Source organism: Lentzea roselyniae, from assembly GCF_039537795.1.
Taxonomy (GTDB): domain Bacteria; phylum Actinomycetota; class Actinomycetes; order Mycobacteriales; family Pseudonocardiaceae; genus Lentzea; species Lentzea atacamensis.
This window is the reverse complement of sequence record NZ_BAABBE010000028.1, coordinates 1-19,723: the sequence shown is the minus strand read 5'-3', so window position 1 is coordinate 19,723 and position 19,723 is coordinate 1. Positions and strand designations below refer to the sequence as shown.

The window sequence follows — 19,723 nt, the reverse complement described above, 5'->3', positions numbered from 1 at the left end:
GAGGGAATCCGGAAAATGGCAGTGGAAAACAGCGTCCAGGTGAGCGTTCTCGGGCTGGGAGCGATGGGGAGCGCCCTCGCCGCCGCACTGATCGAGGCGGGCTACCCGACCACGGTCTGGAACCGTTCACCGGGCAAGGCGGACGGTCTCGTCGCGCTCGGCGGCAAGGCCGCGGCCACGGCCGGCGACGCGGTCCGGGACAGCCAGGTGGTGATCGCCTGCCTGCTGGACGACGCATCGGTGCACGAGGTGCTCGATCCGCTCGCCGGCGACCTCGCCGGACGAGCCCTGATCAACGTGACCACGACGACCCCGGCCCAGTCCCGCCAGTCGGCCGTCTGGGCGGCCGACGCCGGGATCGCGTATCTGGACGGCGGCATCATGGCCGTGCCGCACATGATCGGCCGGCCGGAGTCGTCGATCCTCTACAGCGGATCGGCCGAGGTCTTCCACGAGCACAGGGCGTTGCTCGACCTGTGGGGAACCAGCACCTACTTCGGTGAGGACGCCGGGCTCGCGTCCCTGTACGACCTCGCCCTGCTCTCCGGCATGTACGTCATGTTCGCCGGCTTCCTGCACGGCGCCGCCATGGTCGCCCCGGCAGGCATCACGGCGACCGAGTTCGGCAAGGCCGCCGCGCCGTGGCTGACCGCGATGACCGGTGGCTTCGAGGGGTACGCCGCGGTCATCGACGGCGGGGACTACACCGTCGAGGGGCAACAGAGCCTGGAGTTCTCCGATCTGACCCACATCGTTGCCGCCAGCGCCGACCAGGGCATCAGCACCGAGGTGATCGGCATGGTCCAGCAGCTCATCCAGCGACAGATCGACGCGGGCCACGGCAAGGAGGGCTTCGCCCGGATCATCGAAAGCATCAAGCAACCGGCCTAGGAACGCAGTCCGAGCCGTTCCATCAGTTCGGCGCGGAACTCCAGCGCCGACGCCCGCTCCTCCTCCGAGGCGTGCACCTCACGCGCCAACGCCCCTTCGAGGATCTTCAACGCCTGCCGCTCCGCCCCGTGCGACCCGGCCAGCGTCACGGCGTTGCGCAACGCCCGCGTCAGCCCGTTGCGCGTCTGCTCCCGCTCCCGCACCGCCGGCACGACCCTGACCCAGTTGCCACCGGGGTCGACCACCAGGAACCCGTCCCGGCGCGGGCGCGTCATCCGCGGGATGCCGGTGAGCAGCACCTTCCCGTACACCGCGCGCATACCGTGCGCGAACGCCTCGTACAGCTCGCGCGGGTCCTCCGCCTGGATCAGGCACGAGCTGTACGAGCGTTCCGGTTCGTAGCCCGGGATGCCGAAGAAGTGGAGGTTGATCTCCTCACGCCGCACGGTGAGGTACGCGTTCGGCCGGTACTGCCGATACGTGACGGTGAACCCGAGCATGACGTAGAACTCGGCGACCTCGTCGATGGAGGCGCACGGCAGCAGCGGGATCGTCACCTCGTTGGCCACGTCGCCAAACTAGACCCAGAGATCAGCCGTCGACCAGCAATCCGCGTAACGGTCCTTGCAGCCTTCCTGCGCGCCGTGACACCCCTGGCAGCTCCATCACCCGCGAGGGCCCCTTCAAAGCGGGCCGCCAGACCTTGTCCACGACGTCGTCCACCGGACCCGACACGTCGGCGCCCAGGTGCTCCGCCCACAACCGCAGCCGCGTCGAACGCGCCACCTCTGCGTCATCGGTCACCACGTTGACCTCGGTGTCGTTGAACAAAGAGTGCTCGTTGAGGTTCGCCGACCCGATGGAGAGCCACTGGTCATCCACAATGGACAGCTTGGCGTGCACGTAGACCGGCGCGTCACCGTGCGAGACGAGCGTTGCCGCGACGAGCCGCTTCTCGGTGTCCACGTCGATCAACCGGCCGAGCTGCCCGCGGGTGGTGTCGGCGCCGTTGCTGGGTTTCTGCGGCAGCAACAGCACCATCCGGAACTCCGGCGTCGGCGGGTTCCGCAGCTTCTCGATCAGCACCTCGGTGATCTCCGGTGACCACAGGAACTGGTTCTCCACGTAGATCAGCGACTTGGCCGAGCGCAGCGCCCGCAGGTACGAGTCGAGCAGGGTGAAGTCGCCGTGCGGAGCGAAGCCGTAGGTCCGCTCGGGGATCGTCCGCACCAGCTGCACCGACGACGATCCGGCCTCCGGCGGCACCTCGGGAGCGGGCAGGGTCTCCCCCGCGATCTCGAGCCACCGCGCGGCGAAGTGAGCCGCCACCTCGGCCACCACCGGTCCCTCCATCCGGGCCACGTGGTCGTGCCAGCCGAGGTCACGCGGTGGGTGCTCCGGCGAGTCGTGCCGGTCGCCTTCCACCGCCGTCATGTCGAGACCGCCGACGAACGCCACGTCGTCGACGATCACGATCTTCTCGTGGTGGCAGTGCAGGGTTCGTTCGCGGGCGTCGAGCTCACATCGGACGGCACCGCACTCCAGGAACGCCTTCTGCGCCGCCGCGGCCCGCTTGCGCGTCGGCTCGAAGAACGGGAACGGCGGGCCCGCCCACAGCAGCACGCGCACCGGAACCCGTTCCGCCGCGGCCGAGAGCAGCTCGCGCAACTGCGGCGCGCCCGGCTCGCGGGTCAGCTGGAAGTCCGGGGAGGCGTGCCAGTTCGCTATGTGGACGTACTTCTGGGCGTTCTCGATCGCTTCCGCCACAGCGGGAAACGCGGTGGCGCCATCGATCAGGATCTCGATCTTGTTGCCGTGCTGGACGGTCCGGCGAGGGGTGAACCACCCCGTGCCGTTGCCGTCCAGGACCTCTCCCCAGCCCAGCTTCCGAAGTCTTCGGGCGTGGTGGGAGCAAAGCACGTTCTCCAGCCCGTCACCGAGCCGCGCGTCGAGCACGTCGAGTAAGCCCACGAAGGGCGGATTTACCCGAAAAGACCGGTCTTAAACAGCGAGCACGGTCGTCGTGCCCGGCTCGACCTCGGTGAAACCGGCGTCCCGCACCGCGACGACGTCACCGGTGTGCACCAGCGCGTCCCACTCGGCCACGGACGGCGTCCGCACAGCGCACCGGTAGTCCAGCGATGCCCACGCCTTCAGCTCGTCCTCCGACAGCCGCGGCGCCAGCAGCATCGACGCGTGCCCCACTTGAGCCGCGAGCTTGCCGGCGGACATCTCGACGCGCGGGTTCACGTACAGCAGCCGGGCACCCTCCGGCACCGGCCCCGGCTCGTCCTCGGGCAGGTCAGAGCCGGAGATCTGCAGTTTCGCGACCTCGCGCGGCGTCTCGGACACCAGCACGGGCAGCAGCGAGCGGACCGACGCGCCGTCCACGGTGATCGTCACGCCCGGCAGCTCCTGTACCGCGTCCCACTGCACGCCACGGGCCCGCCGAGACACCTTGCGAATGCGCCCGGACACCCACGCGCGCACGGCCTCGTGCCACTCACCGCCGACGTCGGCGCGTGGGTCGAGACACACCGCGACCGCCGAAGCGGCCGCGGCTTCGAGCAACGCCGTCCTGGAGGGTGGCGACGTCCGTTCGATGCGCAACACCATCGGCATCGCGCGGACCTCGGACTCCTCCGCGTAGTTCCGGGAGGCGATCAGGTCGAGGATCATCACGGCCGGGTCAGCTCCAGGCCGTCCGCGGCGTCCGCGGCCTCCACCTCGGCCCTCGTGACGCCGAGGATGAACAGCACCGCGTCCAGGAACGGGTGCGACAGCGCGGTGTCGGCCACCTCGCGCAGCGCCGGCTTGGCGTTGAACGCGATGCCGAGGCCCGCCGCGCTGAGCATGTCGATGTCGTTCGCGCCGTCGCCGACCGCCACGCACTGCGCCAGCGACACACCGACCTCCTCGGCGAAGCGGCGCAGCGCCACCGCCTTGCCCGGCCGGTCCACGATGTCGCCGACGACGCGGCCGGTGAGCTTGCCGTCCACGATCTCCAGGGTGTTCGCCGCGCAGAAGTCCAGCTGGAGCTCGTCGGCGAGGCCCGTGATCACCGACGTGAAGCCGCCGGACACGACACCGGTGTAGAAACCGAGGCGCTTCAGCGTCCGGACCGTCGTGCGCGCACCGGGCGTGAGCTCCAGCGACGCCCCGACCTCGTCCAGCACCTTCGCGTCCAGGCCTTCCAGCAGGGCGACCCGGCGCCGCAGCGACTCGGCGAAGTCGAGCTCGCCGCGCATCGCCGCGTCGGTGATCTCGCGCACCTGCTCCTCGCACCCGACGTGCGCGGCCAGCATCTCGATGACCTCGCCCTGGATGAGCGTGGAGTCGACGTCGAACACGACCAGGCGCTTCGCCCGGCGGGTCAGGCCCGCCCGCTCGACCGCGATGTCGAGGCCCACCCGGACCGACACGTCCGCGAGCGCCGACCGCAGCTCCGCGTCGTTCTCCAGCGTGTCGTCGGCGACTGAAACGCGCAGTTCAAGGCCTGTGACGGGGTAGTCGGCCACGCCGCGGATCGCGTCGATGTTGACGCCGAGCGACGCGAGCCGGCGCGCGACCTCGGTGAACGCCTTCGCGGTCACCGGACGGCCCAGCACGATCAGCACGTGCGACGACTCCAGGCGCGCCGTGCGCTTCGAGTCGGCGCCGATCTCGATCTCGACGTGCATCGAGACGGTGGCCATGGCCTGCTCGACGGACTCCTGCAGGCCCTCCGGGTCGTGGTCGGTCGAGACCAGCGCGCCGAGCACCAGCCGTCCCCGGATCACGACCTGCTCCACGTCGAGCACCTCAACGCCGTGCCTGGTCAGCACGGCGAAGAGCACGGAGGAGACGCCGGGCTTGTCCGGACCGGTCACGGTGATGAGCACGGGCGTTTTCACGTCGTCGTCTCCTCGTAGAACGCGGCGAGCCCCGACCGCGTCGCAGCAGCCGGGGCTCGTCGTTGAACCTGTGAAGTGCAGGTTACTTGTGGTCCGAGTCGTCCTTTTCGGAGGCCGTCCCCGACTTGATCGCGGACGCCGCGAGCTCCGACGGAGCGGGCTTCGCGTCCTTGTGCGGGATCGTCTTGCCGGTGAAGGTCACGTGACCCTCGTTCCGGATGCGCTCGATCATGTGCGGGTAGTGCAGCTCGAACGCCGGGCGCTCGGAACGGATCCGGGGCAGCTCGGTGAAGTTGTGCCGCGGCGGCGGGGACGAGGTGGCCCACTCGAGCGAGTTGCCGTAGCCCCACGGGTCGTCCGCCGTGACGACCTCACCGAAGCGGTAGGACCGGAAGACGTTCCAGATGAACGGCAGCGTCGACGCGCCCAGGATGTAGGCACCGATCGTCGAGATCACGTTGAGCGTCGTGAAGCCGTCGGAGGCGAGGTAGTCGGCGTACCGGCGCGGCATGCCCTCGTTGCCCAGCCAGTGCTGGACGAGGAACGTCGCGTGGAAGCCGATGAACGTCGTCCAGAAGTGCAGCTTGCCGAGCGGCTCGTCCATGAACCGGCCGGTGATCTTCGGGAACCAGAAGTAGATGCCGGCGAAGGTCGCGAACACGATCGTGCCGTAGAGCACGTAGTGGAAGTGCGCGACGACGAAGTACGTGTCCGACACGTGGAAGTCGATCGCGGGCGCGGCCAGCAGGATGCCGGACAGACCACCGAAGAGGAACGTGACGATGAAGCCGATGCTGAAGAGCATGGGCGTCTCGAACGTCAGCTGGCCCTTCCACATCGTGCCGATCCAGTTGAAGAACTTCACACCGGTCGGGACCGCGATGAGGAACGTCATGAAGGCGAAGAACGGCAGCAGCACCGCGCCGGTCGCGTACATGTGGTGCGCCCACACGGCGACGGACAGGGCCGCGATGCCGAGCGTCGCGTAGACCAGGCCGTTGTAACCGAAGATCGGCTTGCGGCTGAACACCGGGAAGATCTCCGACACGATGCCGAAGAACGGCAGCGCGACGATGTAGACCTCGGGGTGACCGAAGAACCAGAAGAGGTGCTGCCACAGGATCACGCCGCCGTTGGCCGGGTCGAACACGTGGGCGCCGAGGTGGCGGTCGGCGAGCAGGCCGAGCAGCGCCGCGGTGAGGATCGGGAACGCGAGCAGCACCAGCACCGACGTCACCAGGATGTTCCAGGTGAAGATCGGCATCCGGAACATCGTCATGCCGGGCGCGCGCAGGCAGACCACGGTGGTGATCATGTTCACCGCGCCGAGGATGGTGCCGAGACCACCGACCACCAGGCCGGAGATCCACAGGTCGGCGCCGACACCCGGCGAGTGGATGGCGTTGCTCAGCGGCGTGTAGGCGAACCAGCCGAAGTCAGCCGCACCACCGGGGGTGATGAAGCCCGCCATCACGATCAGGCCGCCGAAGAGGTACAGCCAGTACGAGAACGCGTTGAGCCGGGGGAACGCCACGTCGGGCGAGCCGATCTGCAGCGGGAGCACGAAGTTCGCGAAACCGAAGACGATCGGGGTCGCGTACAGCAGCAGCATCACGGTGCCGTGCATCGTGAACAGCTGGTTGAACTGCTCCTGGCTCAGGAACTGCATGCCAGGCCGGGCCAGCTCGGTCCGCATCAGCATGGCCATCGCGCCGCCGACCATGAAGAAGGCGAACGAGGTGACCAGGTACATGATGCCGATTTGCTTGTGGTCCGTGGTGCGGAACATCCGCAGCAGGAAGGACCCCTTGACCGCAGTGCGCGTCGGATAAGGACGCGTTGCGATCGGCTGCGGGGCTACGGCCGTCACGGTGCCTCCAGGCCTTGGTGGGACCAGTCGTTCGGGAAACTCACCGGATATTAGACGGAGCCGATCAGCTCCATTCGGGTGGGCCATGGCCGGTGGCCAGCGGCGTAGCGCAGGTCACACGTATCCTGCCGCCGTGCTCCGAATGGTCGCTCTCGCCGCGGTCCTGCTGACCGCCTGTGGCTCCCCCGCCACGCACAACTCCGCGGACGTCGCGTTCGCCCAGGGCATGGTCCCGCACCACGAGCAGGCGCTGGAGATGTCCGAACTGGTCGCCTCCCGCACCGAGAACCCCCACGTGATCAACCTGGCGGCACGCATCTCGAAGGCGCAGCAGCCCGAGATCGACCGCATGAACGGCTGGCTGCGCGAGTGGAGCGCACCCGTCAAGGCGGAGAGCCATTCCTCACACGACCACCCGGAGAACCACGGCATGGTCGAGCTGGGCAACCTCTCCGACCTGGAGGGCACGGAGTTCGACCGCCAGTGGCTCTCGCTGATGATCCAGCACCACCGCGGCGCCGTGGAGATGGCCCGCAAGCACCTGTCCGCCGGCACGGACCCCGAGACCCGCAAGCTGGCGCAGGACGTGATCACCGCGCAGGAGAAGGAGATCGCGGAAATGGAGTCGCTGCTCCCCCAGGGTTGATGTGACCCTCGGGACATGAGCACCTCAGCGGCCGTGCGCGCCGCCGTGTCGTTGGCCGCCACTCACGGCGTGGCCTGCACGGACCCGACCGTGTTGAAAGACGGCAGCAACATCATCGTGCACCTCCGCCCGGCCCCGGTCGTGGCCAGGATCGCCGCGCGCACGGCCCTGGTGCGCCCGTCCGTTGCCGACCACTTCGCCCGCGACCTGTCCGTGTCGGCGTTCCTGGCCTCACGCGGCGTCCCCGTTGTGACGCCGTCCGCCGAACTGCCTGCCGGGCCTCATGAGTGGGATGGCTTCGTGCTGGCGTTCAGCACCTACGTCCCGCACGACCCTTCGGCGGAGCTGACCCGCCTGGACGTCCTCAAGCTGCTGCCTGAGCTGCACGCCGAGCTACGGCTGTACGACGGCCCACTGCCTACGCGCGGCCCTCTGGACGACACGGAGCACGCACTCGCGTACCTGGAGGGCCTGGGCGTGCCCGGCCTGGAACCGTTCCGCGAACGCCACACCGAGCTGCTGACGCGCTGGGACGCGCACCACCGCGACGTCCAACCGCTGCACGGCGACCCGCACCACGGCAACGTGCTGATGACGCCGTCCGGCCCGGTGTGGAACGACTTCGAGGACACCTGGCGCGGCCCCGTCGCATGGGACCTGGCCTGCCTGGCGGGCGCCAAAGGCCCGGAAGCCGCCCAGCGCGCCGTGGAGATCTACGGCGGCGGGGCGGCTCCGGAGGACGTGGAGTTCCACGTCGAAATCCGCGTCAACTTCGGCACGCTCTGGGGCGTGCTGATTGAGAACTCTTAGGCGCGGCGCCTGCGCAGCACCAGCAGCACGGCGGCACCGGCGGCCAGCAGCGCCGCACCGAGCCCGACCAGCCAGGCGGAACCGAAACCGGTCGACGCCAGGTCGTTGCCCGCGGGCGCGGCCGCAGCGACCGTGGTGGTCGTGGTGGCCGGGGCCTCCGAGGAGGTCGTCGTCGTCTCGGCAGGGCTGGAGGACGTCGTCGAGCTCGAAGTCGTCGTCTTGGTGGTCGTGGTGGTGGTCGTCGTCGTCGTGGTGGTCGTCGTGTCCTTCTTGACGCCGCAGCCGTACCAGTGGCTGATCGCCGGCTGCTGACCACCCTCGTTGAACGGCGCGCGCAGCTTGTTCCACGGCAGCGCGCCGAGCTTGTCGGCGAGGTAGACGTTGAAGTTGGGCCCGCCCTTGACGACCACACCCGTGACCGTGATGCCCTCAGGCACACCCGTGATGTTGAGGTGCAGCTCGTTGTCGCCACCGGTGTAGGTGAACTTGTTGGGGTGGATCGTCTCCCCGGTCAGCCCGCCAACGGTGCAGGCCTCGGGGTGGTTGATGTCGACGTTCTTGGTGAACGGAGTCGCGCGCTCGTCGTCCGTGGTGGGTCCTTGAGCGGAAGCGGTGCTCGTCAGGGCGAGCGTGGCCACAGCGGCCACAGCGGCGGCAGCGAGCAGGCCGGCTCTTCTCAGGGGCGTCAGGCGCATGGTGTTACTCCGTTGGGGTATCGGCGGGATGCCGCGATCTAAGACCATCGATGTCCCCCTAACGGGGGATCAAGGGGTGTTCGGTACGCCCTGTGGCCTAGTTGTTATACGCCTGTGAAGTTGCATGCCCGAACGACCAAACGCCGAAGGGGCCGGCGAACCGGCCCCTTCGGCAACACAGGAGAACGAGACTCAGTCGTTCTGCTCGACCTCGGCAGGTCGCAGGAACACCGTGCCGCCGTTCGGCATGCGCCGGAACCAGTCAACGGAGGTGACCGGCTGACCGATCACCGGACCCACACCGGTGGGGAGGTGGGGAACAACGACGCCGGCATCCTGAGGGGACAGCGGCCGGCGAATGGGCTGGTTCGGGGTGGTCATGGTTCCTTCTCGACGTGGGGAGCTCGAGGGAACGCACGGGCAACCGGAGCATTCTCGCGGTCTCGACTCCCCACAACACGGCGCCGACGACCTGCCATTCCCGGATGCCTGAAGGTGCGTGCTCGAACGATAGTGGTCATTAATGGTGGCGCACTGCACCAGAGCAAGGCCCGCGTGTGCGTCGAGTCGAAGATATCGAGTCCCGCCCACCGGCCGTGCAACTGATGAGTCAGCACGTGTCCCGGCCATCCGGGATGCGGCAGTCTACATCGGACCGCAAGCTCTCTCAGCTGCACGTTCACCACATCGAGACCACGGAAGCGTGATGCTCGGCCGTCGACTCCACAAAGGACGGAGAACGCGCGAGGCCGCGACAGAGGCTCAATGAGGCGAACCGCTGTTCCCGACGGCCATCCTAGGCGCGACACGCTGCGCCTGGAATAGTAGAAACTGAACCGGTTTCCCATTCAGCCGAGAACTCCTACGGCCAGAACGGGCTTGCCAACAAGATCGTCAAGACCTGCCGGGTCGACACTCGGACCATCTCCGGCACAGGTACAGCTTGACTCGCAGCGCTCCTTTGAAGCTGAGGACGACCTCGGCGCCCGCCAGCCAGCACAGAGCGTCCGCTCGGCGCTCGTCCGCCAGAACTTCGTCGACCCGGTCGCGGAGGCCGCGGTGCGGCGCCTCCACGCGGATGCTGAAGCCCACGCCGGCGTCTTCATGATCGAGACCTCCTTGATGAGTGCTCATCGCGGACACCACCTGACACCAGGCTGATTCGGAGTGGTCATGATTCCTTCTCGACAAGCGGAGCTCGAAGGGGCGCATGGGCAACCGGAGCATTCGCAGACACGACTCCCCACAGCACGGTGCCGAACCAGTGATGCCCGATTTCTTGAAACATGCTCGAACGATATCGATCATGTCGGACTGGCATATGCACAAGCCGGTCGACCGGGATGCGGAAGTCTACATCGGGCCGCAACACGCCCTCACCTGCATGTTTACTGCATCGAAACCGTCAACACGGGGCCACGCCACCAGGAATAGCCGGACCTGAGCAGATCTCTCAATTCAAGCGAGAGCTTCTCCGACCAGAGCTAGCTCGGTCCGTAAAATCATCCGGGCGCGGCTTGTCCCAGGCGCGGCCCCTTCAGGGCATAGCAAACGAAGCGCCGAGGTCCGACGCCTGTTGGGGCTGTTCGACTCAGATCAACGCAGCACGCTTGAGGTAGATCGTTCCGCCGTTCGGCATACGCCTGAACCAGTCAACGGGAACCACCGGCCGGCCTGCCGTCGATCCCACGCCCGTCGGCAGCTGCGGGAGCGGCCCGCCCGCGGCCTGCGAGCGCCGCGGCTGACGGAACGGCTGGTGCGAGATCGTCATCAGTTGCCTCTTGACGTGGAATTTGCTCTCACGAATTGGATTGGATGATCGAGCTCATGAGGAGCGAATCGAGCGCGACCCCAAGTCGTTGCCCCGCCGTTGCAGGATCCACCGCCCATTCCTTGATCGCATCCGACAGCATGAGCTCGAACGATATCGGCGTTCCATCGTGACGCAGTCGATCGACAACCCAGCTTGCGTCCGGGGCGAGCCAGAAGATGGTGGGCGGTTGCGTCGCTCGCCCCACCACAACGCGCCCACTCCGCGCCCGTTGGCAGGTCACGTCCGGCAGAACACTGAAACAGTCACCCTTGGAAATCTCGCGAGATACTGCCACATCCTTCAACGGCTGTTCTTCTACCTCAACAGCAGGTTCACCTGTTAGCGCGCGCAGAAGCCAGCGCGCGTCCGCACGCAGATCGCCCTCGTGAGCGAGCAGCCAGTCACCGATCTCCGCGGCTCGCTCCCGCGCCTTGGGCAGCAGGGAGTGCGGACCGAGCTGCTCGGTTCCGCGCAGGAGGTAGAACTGGGCGAGGCAGCTGTAGGCGTGCCAGGCCGCGAACGTCTGCTCCAACGGCCACCGGGCGTGTGACCACGACGTCTCGAAGTACTCCGCGTCCTCGGCGCTCGCGTCGAGGAACTCACGCGTGATCGCCAGGTCGAAGAACTTCTCGTGTGCGCCCTCGTGCACGAGCGCCTCTGCCACCTCGATCGGGGCAGACGGCTCGTCGATCAGCACGACACCGGGGACGTAGCGCGACGACGCCGACACGACACCGCCGGACGTCTCCGCCTTGAGCACGGCCAGCATCGAGACGTGGGCGAGCAGGTCGTCGGCCATCGCGGGCGCGAGCCGCCTGAGCAGGCGGACACCGTCCGCCACCACGCCGACAGCCGTGTCGAAGCGCTCGCCATCGGCCTCCGTGAGCGGCCGGGGCGACGTGCCGGGCGGGGCGACGATCCGCAGCGGTGCCTCGAGCACGTCGGCGGCGCGCGCATCCGCCGCTATCGCGACGCCCACGTCGCGCACTCGCATCTCGGCGGCCTCGCGCAATCGCGCGGGATCCAGACCATCATGTCCTGCCAGCGCCCGGCCGATCTCGTAGCGGACGATCGGATGGTCGGCGAGGTTGTCGGACAACCTCGTGCCCGGTGCGAACAGACCGACCGCCAGCCGGTAGAGCGTGCGCCGTTCGTCGACCAGCGCTTCGGCCGGCGCGAGGCGTGCGTGCAAAACGTGCGTAGCTGAAGCCAACATCGAAGACCCCGTGTTCACGTAACCCGACGCGGTGGAGGCGCGGAACCATAGCGCTCGCCGGCCCGTACAGCCGAGAAACACCCCCAAAAAGACCGGTGCCCGGCCTGCGTCGGGCGGGACGCGGGCCGGGCACCGGGTTGTTGCTGGGTCTGTTCATCAGCCGAACATGATGCTGGTGACGTTCACGAAGCCGACGACGGCAAGCGCGACGACCGAGACCGCGATCATCGTGAGTACGGTGCGCCAGCCGATCGCGGTGACGGCAACTGCGACGGCGGCGGCGATTCCGAGTGCACTCCCTGCAGACATCTCGTTCCCTCCCGACTAGGCGAGTACGGACTCCCGGGTGTGGGCGGTCCCAGGCGTCTCGCCTGAGAAAAGAATCCCGCGTTGTAGGTTGTCTGTCAACGGTAGCCAGGTTGCCAGACAAGTTGCAACCAGACTGCGATAGGCCTAAACTGATCCAATGCCCGCCGACGACGCACATCTCGGAGAGAGCTGGTCGCTCTCGCCCGATTCGCGACGGCCTCTGCCGGAGCTGATCGAGCAGAAGCTCCGAGAGCAGATCATCGGCGGCACCCTCAAGGCGGGTGACCGCCTCCCCACCGAACCGGAGCTGGCCCGCAAACTGGATGTCGCCCGGTCCTCGCTGCGTACAGCTCTGCAGCGACTGCAGCTGCAGGGCATCGTCGAGGTGCGCCGCGGCCTCGGCTGGTACGTGCGCCGCACCGACCTGGCAGCCGTCGAGGAGCACCTCGAGGGCAGGCTCGCCGCCCGCCAGTTCTCCCAGACCGACCTGCTGGAAGTGCGGATCGCACTGGAGACCACGGCCGCGAGCCTGGCCGCGGTTCGCGCCGGCGACGGTGAGCTGGACGAGCTGGCCAAGCTGAACCGCCGCTACCAGCGCGCACCCGTCGACGACATGCAGGAAGTGATCGAGTCGGACGAGGAGTTCCACTCGGCTCTGGTTCGCGCGTCGCACAACGAGCTGCTGGAGAACATGTACCAGGTACTCGTGCCGGGTCTGCAGGACTGCAAGCGGCACTCGCATCCGTCCCGAGAGGTGCACAACCGTTCAGCGAACGAACACGAGCAGGTGATCTGGTTCCTGCGCAGGCACGACGAGGTGGGCGCGAAAAGCGCCATGACCACGCATTTGCTGGGCCTGTACAACGACCTCGCCACCGACGAGTCCCAGCAGAGAGCCACCCTCAGCACCTACGTGGGGGTGTCGGACAACCCGATCTGGAACAAGACCCGCTGATACGGCATGCACCGAAAGGGTCTGGCGCTGATCCGGCATCACTCCCACCATGTATGGACAGTCGGTGGAGTTGAGGGGGCGGCGACCAGGTGGTGGCGGCGCGCAGGCACAAACAAGCGCTGGTCGTCGCGATCCTGCTGCTGGTCGCCGCAGCTGTTGATCTGACCGTTGTACTGCTGTGGCAACCCACGTCGCGAAGCGTGTTGCACGACGTTCTGGTGGTGCTGTGGCCGTTGCCGGCGTTGGCGGGCTTCCTGCTCGGTTCGTACGAGTTGTTCCTGCACAAGCGCCTTGTCGCGGAGATCGGGCGGATCTCCGGGCCGGGAATCGTCGAACACCTGCTGCCTTCCGAGGTGCTGCGCACGTTCCTCTCGTCGGTCTACGGCCCGAACACCGCGAACGACGACGTGGTGGCAGGTGTCCTCGGCGGCGACGGCATGCGACCGCGCGGTGACGACCTGACGATCAGCACCAGCACCACGGTGAAGCTCGAACTGCAAGGCATCGACACGAAGACCTACCACTTCATGACGACACAGCGGTACCAGTTCCGGAACAGCGTTCCCGTCGACCGCTTCGTCATCTTCGCCACCTCGAACGCCCTGCTGCGCGACACCATCAGCGCCGCATGCCGCTATCCCCTCTTCGAGTCCTACTTCATCCCGGACTCGTCGCTGTTCCTCGACTCGGTCGACGACCTCCGCCACTCCACCCAGATCGCCATCGACTACATCGACCACGAGGGCCAGCGCCGCTCGGCAGAGCCGAGCCAGATCCCACCGGTCGAGGTGAAGTTCGACCAGTGGGCCAACTACCTGACGTTCTTCCGCGAGTCCACGGGCCCGATGCGCAAGCTCAGCCCGCTCGACCACATGAGCGATCTGCGGATCTTCGAATGCGACCTCAGCGGCATCGCCGACGACCACGTGGTCCGCGCGATCTGCGGGCTCACCGTGTGGTCGCGCACTTTGCAGCGCGCCAACGACGGCTTCTGCTACTGGCAGTCGCCCTATCCATCCTTTGTGGACAAGATCAGCTTCGACGCCACCGGCCTGGCGGTCGATCACTCCCCCAGGCACGAGTTCCGGGTCATGCCCTTCACCTTCCGGTCCGCGACGACTTCCGCACAGTGGCTGGAAGCCGGGGAGCTCGGCGACCTGGACGTCCAGTCGTGGTTGCTTCCCGGGCACGGGGTGGCGTTGTTGTGGCGGGAAGCCCAGAACTAGGTCACCAGATCGCGACCACGCCCTGTCCCCGCACGAGCCAACGGTCAAGTCGCAGCATGAGATGGCCGTCCTTGGCGTCGAGCACGAGGGAGTCGACGGTGTCGAGAAAGGGCTGGACGAACACCTCCCGCTGGTTTCCCTGCACCAGCTCCCTGAGGTCCATCGTGATGGTCCGCACGAACATCGGTCTGCTGGCAGACCAGAAGAGGAAGTGCTCACCAATGGTTTGCGTCCATCGGTAGTAGTGGCGGACATGAACCATCTCCGTGCTCTCCTGACTGAGGTCCGCGATGAAGAGAGACACGTCGGAGGGCACCATCCCGATCGGCAACGAGATGTGTTTGCGCAGCGCACTGGACGGCACCTTGCGGAAGTGCGCTCTCCTGACAGCTCCCTGCGCCGGCTCCACGTAGCACTCGAGCCGTTCCCCGAAGATCCTCACGGCTTCCTCGAAGGGCGTCGACCTCGGCAACGTGACGACCTCGAACAGCTCTGGACTCGAAGAGGCGAGCGCCGCCGCGTGCACCGGCGATGAGGTCGCGGCGACCATGACCGGGCCGTGCGGCATCATCAGCTCGTACCGCGAGCTGACGTGCAGCACGCCTTCCTCCACACGATCGACCCGCAGGGTCACGGAAACGTCGTGGTGGGGTCGGCTCGCGGAGAGAAGCATCGACACGAACGAGGACTTGTCGGCCGAGTGCGGGATGTGGCGGTCGAGCGCGGTCCGCACGAGCTCCTCCGGCGGCGTCGTGTCCAGCACGAGCTTGCGGATGGCCGGTGCGGTCGCGGTTCGCGCGTCTTCCTGCATCAGGTCCAGCTTGCGGTCGATGCCTCGCAGCAGTTCGCCCTGCTCTCTCGTGCGGACCCACTCGAAGTAGAGCGAGATGAGCAGAACCAGGACGAGGTCCTTGGTGATGGAGGTGAGGCTGCGGGCCACCGCCTCACCCGCCTCGGGGGTGAGGACCGCGGACACGACGATGCGGGGTACCGGGGTGTTGATCAGGGCGATGGTGGCGAGGAGGGTGACGAAGTAGATCAGCACGCGGGAACGCAAGGGCCTCCCCTCCCCTTCGGCGGCTGTCCATTGTCGCGGGGCGAACTGTTCAAGTCGTTCCGGCGATCCGGTACGCAAGCCAGCGCAAGAACTTGCGTACACTTGCGTCATGACGCAACGGAGGCTGGCCGAGGTCGCGGCCAAGGTCGGGGTCAGCGAGGCCACCGTCAGCCGGGTGCTGAACGGCAAGCCCGGCGTCTCGGACGCCACGCGCAGTGCCGTGCTCACCGCGCTTGACGTGCTGGGATACGAGCGGCCTACGCAGCTGCGGGGTGAGCGGGCGCGGCTTGTCGGGCTGGTGTTGCCCGAGCTGCAGAACCCGATCTTTCCCGCGTTTGCGGATGTCGTGGGCAACGCGCTGGCGCAGCGGGGGTTCACGCCCGTGCTTTGCACACGGACCGCAGGTGGGGTGACCGAGGCGGAGTACCTGGAGCTGCTGCTTGAGCAGCACGTTTCGGGGATCGTGTTCGCGGGTGGGCTGTACGCGCAGAAGGACGCGAGTCATGGGCACTACCAGCAGATGATGGCGCGGAAGCTGCCTGCGGTGCTGGTCAACGCGGCCATCGACGACCTGGCGTTTCCGCGGGTTTCGTGCGATGACGCGGTGGCGGTGGAGCAGGCGTACGGGCACCTGGTCTCGCTGGGGCACAAGCGGATCGGGGTCGTGCTCGGGCCGCCGGACCACGTGCCGAGCCAGCGCAAGCTGCAGGCGATCGAGAAGTGTGGCGGGGCTGATGTCGAGCACGCCATGTTCAGCCTTGAAGGTGGGCAGGCGGCGGCGACCAAGCTCGTGCAGCGCGGGGTTACGGCGATCATCTGCGCGAGTGACCCGCTGGCGTTGGGGGCAATTCGGGCGGTCCGGCGGGCCGGCCTGGACGTACCCAAGGACGTGTCGATCATCGGGTACGACGATTCGGCCTTCATGACCTGCACTGATCCGCCGCTTACGACTGTGCGGCAACCCATTGAGGCTATGGGGCGGGCTGCGGTGGAGTTGCTGGCCAACCAGATCTCCGGCAACGCCGTGGCGCCGGACGAGTTGTTGTTCGAGCCCGAGTTGGTGGTGAGGGCGTCCAGCGCGCCGGCGCGGTAGCGAGGGCAGTCGGCTTCTTGCGAGTTTTCATCTAGATATTGCGTTGAGATGTAACGACGACTTATGGTCGCCGTCACATCGACGCGCTCGCGAGAAGGGCGGCCCCACCATGAAGAAGTCCGCTGCCGTGCTGCTGGGCTGTGTCCTGGTCGCTGGCTGTGGGAGCGGTTCCACGACCGAGCCGGGCGGCAAGGTCGTCGTCAACGTGAACGGCCAGCCACCGCAGACCCAGGCGTTCGACCGCAAGGTCTTCGACGAGGACGTGGCGGAGTTCGAGAAGCAGAACCCGGACATCGACCTCGTGCCGCACGAGGGGTTCATGGACCCGAAGACGTTCTCCGCCAAGCTCGCCGGCGGGCAATTGGAGGACGTGTTCTACGTCTACTTCACCGATCCCGCGGCGCTCATCGCCAGGAAGCAGGCCGCCGATCTCACCGGCTACGTCAAGGACGTGCCGCACTACGGCGACCTCAAGCAGGAGCTCAAGGACGTCTTCACGGCCGACGGCAAGGTCTACGGGCTGCCCACCGCCAACTACACGATGGGCCTGCTCTACAGCCGGGCCAACTTCACCAAGGCCGGCCTGGACCCCAACTCACCGCCGAAGACCTGGGACGAGGTCCGCGCGGCCGCCAAGAAGCTCAAGGACGCCGGGGTCACCGGGTTCGCCGAGTACAGCAAGAGCAACCAGGGCGGCTGGCACTTCACCACGTGGATGAAGTCCGTCGGCGGTGACATCGCGCGCAAGGACGGCGACACCTACAAGGCCGACTTCAACAACGACAAGGGCAGGGAAGTCCTGCGCCGCCTCAAGGAGATGCGCTGGGACGACAACTCCATGGGCGAGAAGCAGCTCCTGGAGATCGGCGACGTGCAGAACATGATGGGCGCGGGACAGCTCGGCATGTACCTCGCCGCGCCGGACAACGTCGCCGCGATCGTCAACCAGTTCAAGGGGAAGTACGAGGACTACGGGCTGGCGGCGATCCCCGAGCAGAAGGGCACGCTGCTCGGCGGCGAGGGGTACATGATCAACCCCAAGGCCTCGCCCGAGAAGATCAAGGCCGGGCTGAAGTGGATCCAGTGGAAGTACCTGAACCCCGACCGGCTCGAGCAGAACCTGCAGCGCTACAAGGACCGCGGGCAGCCCGTGGGCCTGCCGATCCCGCCGATCGCCGACATCTGGACCGGTGAGCCGCGGAAGAAGCAGGAAGAGCTCAAGGGCAAGTACGCCACGATGCCGGTGCAGAACTTCCAGGCCTATGTGGATGGTTCGGAGAAGACCAAGGGCACGCTCGAACCGCCGCAGGCGCAACAGGTTTACGCGATTCTCGACGCCGTCGTGCAGGCGACGCTGACGAACAAGGACGCTGACCACGCGGTGTTGCTCAAGGACGCCGAGACCAAGGTCAACGCTGTGCTGGCGCAGGTGAAGTGAGTGCGGCGCCACGTCACCGCGTACGGCTTTCTGAGTGCCGCATTGGTCGTCTTCGCGGTGTTCTCCTGGTGGCCCGTCGTGCGCGGGGTGGTCCTGAGCTTCCAGCAGGTCAACTTCGTCACGAGCCCCGACTGGGTCGGCTGGGAGAACTTCGAGAGGCTCTTCGCGGACCCGCTGTTCGCGGTGGCGTGGCGCAACACCTTCTACTTCACGGTTCTGGCGCTGGTGATCGGTTTCGGCGTCCCGTTCTTCACCGCCGTGGTGCTCAACGAGCTGCGGCACGCCAAGGGCTACTTCCGGCTGCTGGTCTACCTGCCGGTGATGCTGCCGCCGGTCGTGACCGCCCTGCTGTGGAAGTGGTTCTACGACCCCGGGCCCGGCCTGTTCAACTCGGTCCTCAGAGGACTCGGCCTGCCGACGTCACAATGGCTGGACTCCAGCAGCACCAGCATGATCAGCCTCGTCCTGGTGATCACGTGGGCGAACATGGGCTCTGCCACGCTGATCTACCTGGCCGCGCTGCAGACCATCCCCGGTGAGCTGTACGAGGCCGCGGACCTCGACGGCGCGGGCATCCTCAAGAAGATCTGGCACGTCACGATCCCGCAGACCAAGTTCGTGATCCTGATGCTCCTGCTGTTGCAGGTCGTCGCGACGATGCAGATCTTCACCGAGCCGTTCGTCATGACCGGCGGCGGACCGGAGGAGTCGACGGTCACCGTGCTGCTCCTGCTCTACCGGTACGCCTTCTACTACAACGACTTCGGCACCGCGAGCGCGATGAGCCTGATCCTCTTCGCCGTGCTGAGCGTCTTCTCCTTCCTCTACCTCAAGCTCACCAGGAAGGCCGACGCATGAGGACTCTCACGAAGGGAAGCGGCCCCGCCTACTGGGTCGTCCTCGCCGGCACGCTGGTCCTGTTCACCGCGGCGTTCCTGCTCCCGCTCTTCTGGGTGCTGCTCGGCGCGTTCAAGCCACCGGCGGAACTGGCGCGGCAACCTCCGACGATCCTGCCGGAGACGTGGGAACCCGGCGCGTACGCCGACGCCTGGAACTACATGGACCTCGGCCGTTTCTTCCTCAACACGTTCGTCGTCGCGATCGGCGCGTGGGCCGTGCAGATGGCTGTGATCGTGCCCGCGGCGTACGCGCTCAGCAAGCTGAAGCCCTGGGGCGGCAGGCTGATCCTCGGCCTGATGCTCGCCACGCTGATGCTCCCCGCGACGGCTTTGCTGGTCCCCGTCTACCTCACGCTCGTCGACCTCGGCCTGCTCAACAACCCGGCCGGCATCTGGCTTCCGTTCGCGGCGAACGCGCTCAACGTCTACCTGCTCAAGCGGTTCTTCGACCAGATCCCGGAAGAACTGCTGGAAGCGGCCAGGATCGACGGCGCGAGCACGTGGACCACCCTCACCCGCGTCATCCTGCCGATCTCGCGGCCCATCCTCGCCGTCGTCTCGATCTTCGCGGTCGTCGCGGCCTGGAAGGACTTCATCTGGCCGCTGCTCGTGTTCCCCGACCCGGCGAAGCAGACGCTCAGCGTGGCACTGCAGCGCTTCGCCCCCGACACCCCGATCAACCTCCTGCTCGCCGGCCTCGTGCTGGCGAGCCTGCCGATGGTCGCGCTGTTCCTCGCGTTCCAGCGGCACATCCTCGCGGGGCTCACCGCGGGCGGCGTAAAAGGCTGAAAGACATCCCAGGAGCTGAAATGTCAAGCCGCGACGTTCTCGGCGTGATGCGACCAGGCGGTCGTCTCGTCGTAGAGGGTGCCGGTTTTGAGGCAGCCGTGCAGGATGCCGACCAACCGGTTC

General features: G+C 67.0%; 20 protein-coding genes. 9 read left to right on the top strand and 11 right to left on the bottom strand.

Annotated elements, in window-relative coordinates:
* The first annotated feature begins 15 nt into the window (after nucleotides 1–15).
* Complete coding sequence (locus ABFX45_RS35675; protein WP_346134921.1) at nucleotides 16–891, top strand: NAD(P)-dependent oxidoreductase; 876 nt, start codon at nucleotides 16–18, stop codon at nucleotides 889–891.
* Here ABFX45_RS35675 and ABFX45_RS35670 read toward each other — a convergent pair.
* The 5 genes from ABFX45_RS35670 to ctaD form a co-directional block, all read right to left on the bottom strand.
* A complete protein-coding gene (locus ABFX45_RS35670; RefSeq protein WP_109640020.1) occupies nucleotides 888–1,460 on the bottom strand; it encodes a bleomycin resistance protein in 573 nt (190 codons plus the stop codon). The two genes, ABFX45_RS35675 and ABFX45_RS35670, sit on opposite strands and share 4 nt — an antisense overlap.
* Nucleotides 1,461–1,482: 22 nt before the next feature.
* Nucleotides 1,483–2,862 carry a phospholipase D-like domain-containing protein gene (locus tag ABFX45_RS35665; RefSeq protein WP_109640019.1) on the bottom strand — a complete coding sequence of 460 codons (1,380 nt, stop codon included), beginning with the start codon at nucleotides 2,860–2,862 and terminating at the stop codon, nucleotides 1,483–1,485.
* A gap of 30 nt (nucleotides 2,863–2,892) precedes the next feature.
* Nucleotides 2,893–3,570 (bottom strand): peptidyl-tRNA hydrolase, encoded by a 678-nt coding sequence (locus tag ABFX45_RS35660; protein WP_109640099.1) that lies wholly within the window; start codon nucleotides 3,568–3,570, stop codon nucleotides 2,893–2,895.
* Nucleotides 3,570–4,784: a phosphoserine phosphatase SerB gene (gene serB / locus ABFX45_RS35655; RefSeq protein ID WP_109640018.1), complete on the bottom strand. Its 1,215-nt coding sequence runs from the start codon at nucleotides 4,782–4,784 to the stop codon at nucleotides 3,570–3,572. Before serB ends, ABFX45_RS35660 begins: the two co-directional genes overlap by 1 nt.
* A gap of 82 nt (nucleotides 4,785–4,866) precedes the next feature.
* The gene (gene ctaD, locus ABFX45_RS35650; protein ID WP_109640017.1) at nucleotides 4,867–6,654 is read right to left on the bottom strand and encodes an aa3-type cytochrome oxidase subunit I; all 1,788 of its coding nucleotides are present in this window, start codon (nucleotides 6,652–6,654) and stop codon (nucleotides 4,867–4,869) included.
* 142 nt (nucleotides 6,655–6,796) lie between these two features.
* Between ctaD and ABFX45_RS35645 the strand changes: the two genes are divergently transcribed.
* Nucleotides 6,797–7,300 (top strand): DUF305 domain-containing protein, encoded by a 504-nt coding sequence (locus ABFX45_RS35645; protein WP_346135026.1) that lies wholly within the window; start codon nucleotides 6,797–6,799, stop codon nucleotides 7,298–7,300.
* A 15-nt stretch (nucleotides 7,301–7,315) separates the two neighbouring features.
* Nucleotides 7,316–8,110, top strand: coding sequence for a phosphotransferase (locus tag ABFX45_RS35640; protein WP_346134917.1), 795 nt, complete (start codon nucleotides 7,316–7,318; stop codon nucleotides 8,108–8,110).
* Here ABFX45_RS35640 and ABFX45_RS35635 read toward each other — a convergent pair.
* The 5 genes from ABFX45_RS35635 to ABFX45_RS35615 all read right to left on the bottom strand — a co-directional run bounded on the left by ABFX45_RS35635 (nucleotide 8,107) and on the right by ABFX45_RS35615 (nucleotide 12,143).
* Nucleotides 8,107–8,805 (bottom strand): LPXTG cell wall anchor domain-containing protein, encoded by a 699-nt coding sequence (locus tag ABFX45_RS35635; RefSeq protein WP_146231766.1) that lies wholly within the window; start codon nucleotides 8,803–8,805, stop codon nucleotides 8,107–8,109. The two genes, ABFX45_RS35640 and ABFX45_RS35635, sit on opposite strands and share 4 nt — an antisense overlap.
* Before the next feature lie 192 nt (nucleotides 8,806–8,997).
* A complete protein-coding gene (locus tag ABFX45_RS35630) occupies nucleotides 8,998–9,186 on the bottom strand; it encodes a hypothetical protein (protein ID WP_146771857.1) in 189 nt (62 codons plus the stop codon).
* A gap of 513 nt (nucleotides 9,187–9,699) precedes the next feature.
* Nucleotides 9,700–9,939, bottom strand: a complete 240-nt coding sequence (locus ABFX45_RS35625; RefSeq protein WP_346134914.1) for a hypothetical protein — start codon at nucleotides 9,937–9,939, stop codon at nucleotides 9,700–9,702.
* Between the two features lie 665 nt (nucleotides 9,940–10,604).
* Nucleotides 10,605–11,834: an aKG-HExxH-type peptide beta-hydroxylase gene (locus ABFX45_RS35620; protein WP_346134912.1), complete on the bottom strand. Its 1,230-nt coding sequence runs from the start codon at nucleotides 11,832–11,834 to the stop codon at nucleotides 10,605–10,607.
* Nucleotides 11,835–11,990: 156 nt separating this feature from the next.
* Nucleotides 11,991–12,143, bottom strand: a complete 153-nt coding sequence (locus ABFX45_RS35615) for a hypothetical protein (protein ID WP_170166570.1) — start codon at nucleotides 12,141–12,143, stop codon at nucleotides 11,991–11,993.
* A 157-nt stretch (nucleotides 12,144–12,300) separates the two neighbouring features.
* On the opposite strand from ABFX45_RS35615, the gene ABFX45_RS35610 reads away from it, so the two are divergent.
* Together ABFX45_RS35610 and ABFX45_RS35605 are read left to right on the top strand one after the other, a co-directional pair.
* Nucleotides 12,301–13,098, top strand: a complete 798-nt coding sequence (locus tag ABFX45_RS35610) for a FadR/GntR family transcriptional regulator (protein WP_112228556.1) — start codon at nucleotides 12,301–12,303, stop codon at nucleotides 13,096–13,098.
* A gap of 92 nt (nucleotides 13,099–13,190) precedes the next feature.
* On the top strand, nucleotides 13,191–14,324 hold the full coding sequence (locus ABFX45_RS35605; protein ID WP_346134909.1) for a hypothetical protein: 1,134 nt from the start codon (nucleotides 13,191–13,193) through the stop codon (nucleotides 14,322–14,324).
* A gap of 1 nt (nucleotide 14,325) precedes the next feature.
* Here the strand turns inward: ABFX45_RS35605 and ABFX45_RS35600 are convergent, their stop codons facing one another.
* A complete protein-coding gene (locus ABFX45_RS35600) occupies nucleotides 14,326–15,369 on the bottom strand; it encodes a hypothetical protein (protein WP_346134907.1) in 1,044 nt (347 codons plus the stop codon).
* Nucleotides 15,370–15,490: 121 nt separating this feature from the next.
* Between ABFX45_RS35600 and ABFX45_RS35595 the strand changes: the two genes are divergently transcribed.
* The 4 genes from ABFX45_RS35595 to ABFX45_RS35580 all read left to right on the top strand — a co-directional run bounded on the left by ABFX45_RS35595 (nucleotide 15,491) and on the right by ABFX45_RS35580 (nucleotide 19,600).
* Nucleotides 15,491–16,474, top strand: coding sequence for a LacI family DNA-binding transcriptional regulator (locus ABFX45_RS35595; RefSeq protein ID WP_346134905.1), 984 nt, complete (start codon nucleotides 15,491–15,493; stop codon nucleotides 16,472–16,474).
* Nucleotides 16,475–16,583: 109 nt separating this feature from the next.
* Nucleotides 16,584–17,912 (top strand): ABC transporter substrate-binding protein, encoded by a 1,329-nt coding sequence (locus ABFX45_RS35590; RefSeq protein WP_346134903.1) that lies wholly within the window; start codon nucleotides 16,584–16,586, stop codon nucleotides 17,910–17,912.
* Nucleotides 17,913–18,770 carry a carbohydrate ABC transporter permease gene (locus tag ABFX45_RS35585; RefSeq protein ID WP_346134902.1) on the top strand — a complete coding sequence of 286 codons (858 nt, stop codon included), beginning with the start codon at nucleotides 17,913–17,915 and terminating at the stop codon, nucleotides 18,768–18,770. It abuts the gene before it with no gap.
* Entirely contained in the window at nucleotides 18,767–19,600 is an 834-nt protein-coding gene (locus ABFX45_RS35580) for a carbohydrate ABC transporter permease (RefSeq protein WP_109640010.1), read from the top strand. Before ABFX45_RS35585 ends, ABFX45_RS35580 begins: the two co-directional genes overlap by 4 nt.
* The last annotated feature ends 123 nt before the right edge of the window (nucleotides 19,601–19,723 follow it).

Excerpts from the sequence above, each read along its gene's own strand:
- ABFX45_RS35660 (WP_109640099.1), bottom strand. The coding sequence starts at position 3,570 with ATGATCCTCGACCTGATCGCCTCCCGGAACTACGCGGAGGAGTCCGAG.
- ABFX45_RS35625 (WP_346134914.1), bottom strand. The coding sequence starts at position 9,939 with ATGAGCACTCATCAAGGAGGTCTCGATCATGAAGACGCCGGCGTGGGC.
- ABFX45_RS35620 (WP_346134912.1), bottom strand. The coding sequence starts at position 11,834 with ATGTTGGCTTCAGCTACGCACGTTTTGCACGCACGCCTCGCGCCGGCC.
- ABFX45_RS35640 (WP_346134917.1), top strand. The coding sequence starts at position 7,316 with ATGAGCACCTCAGCGGCCGTGCGCGCCGCCGTGTCGTTGGCCGCCACT.
- ABFX45_RS35645 (WP_346135026.1), top strand. The coding sequence starts at position 6,797 with ATGGTCGCTCTCGCCGCGGTCCTGCTGACCGCCTGTGGCTCCCCCGCC.
- ABFX45_RS35595 (WP_346134905.1), top strand. The coding sequence starts at position 15,491 with ATGACGCAACGGAGGCTGGCCGAGGTCGCGGCCAAGGTCGGGGTCAGC.
- ABFX45_RS35615 (WP_170166570.1), bottom strand. The coding sequence starts at position 12,143 with ATGTCTGCAGGGAGTGCACTCGGAATCGCCGCCGCCGTCGCAGTTGCC.
- ABFX45_RS35610 (WP_112228556.1), top strand. The coding sequence starts at position 12,301 with ATGCCCGCCGACGACGCACATCTCGGAGAGAGCTGGTCGCTCTCGCCC.
- ABFX45_RS35630 (WP_146771857.1), bottom strand. The coding sequence starts at position 9,186 with ATGACCACCCCGAACCAGCCCATTCGCCGGCCGCTGTCCCCTCAGGAT.
- ABFX45_RS35580 (WP_109640010.1), top strand. The coding sequence starts at position 18,767 with ATGAGGACTCTCACGAAGGGAAGCGGCCCCGCCTACTGGGTCGTCCTC.
- ABFX45_RS35635 (WP_146231766.1), bottom strand. The coding sequence starts at position 8,805 with ATGCGCCTGACGCCCCTGAGAAGAGCCGGCCTGCTCGCTGCCGCCGCT.
- ABFX45_RS35675 (WP_346134921.1), top strand. The coding sequence starts at position 16 with ATGGCAGTGGAAAACAGCGTCCAGGTGAGCGTTCTCGGGCTGGGAGCG.
- ABFX45_RS35590 (WP_346134903.1), top strand. The coding sequence starts at position 16,584 with ATGAAGAAGTCCGCTGCCGTGCTGCTGGGCTGTGTCCTGGTCGCTGGC.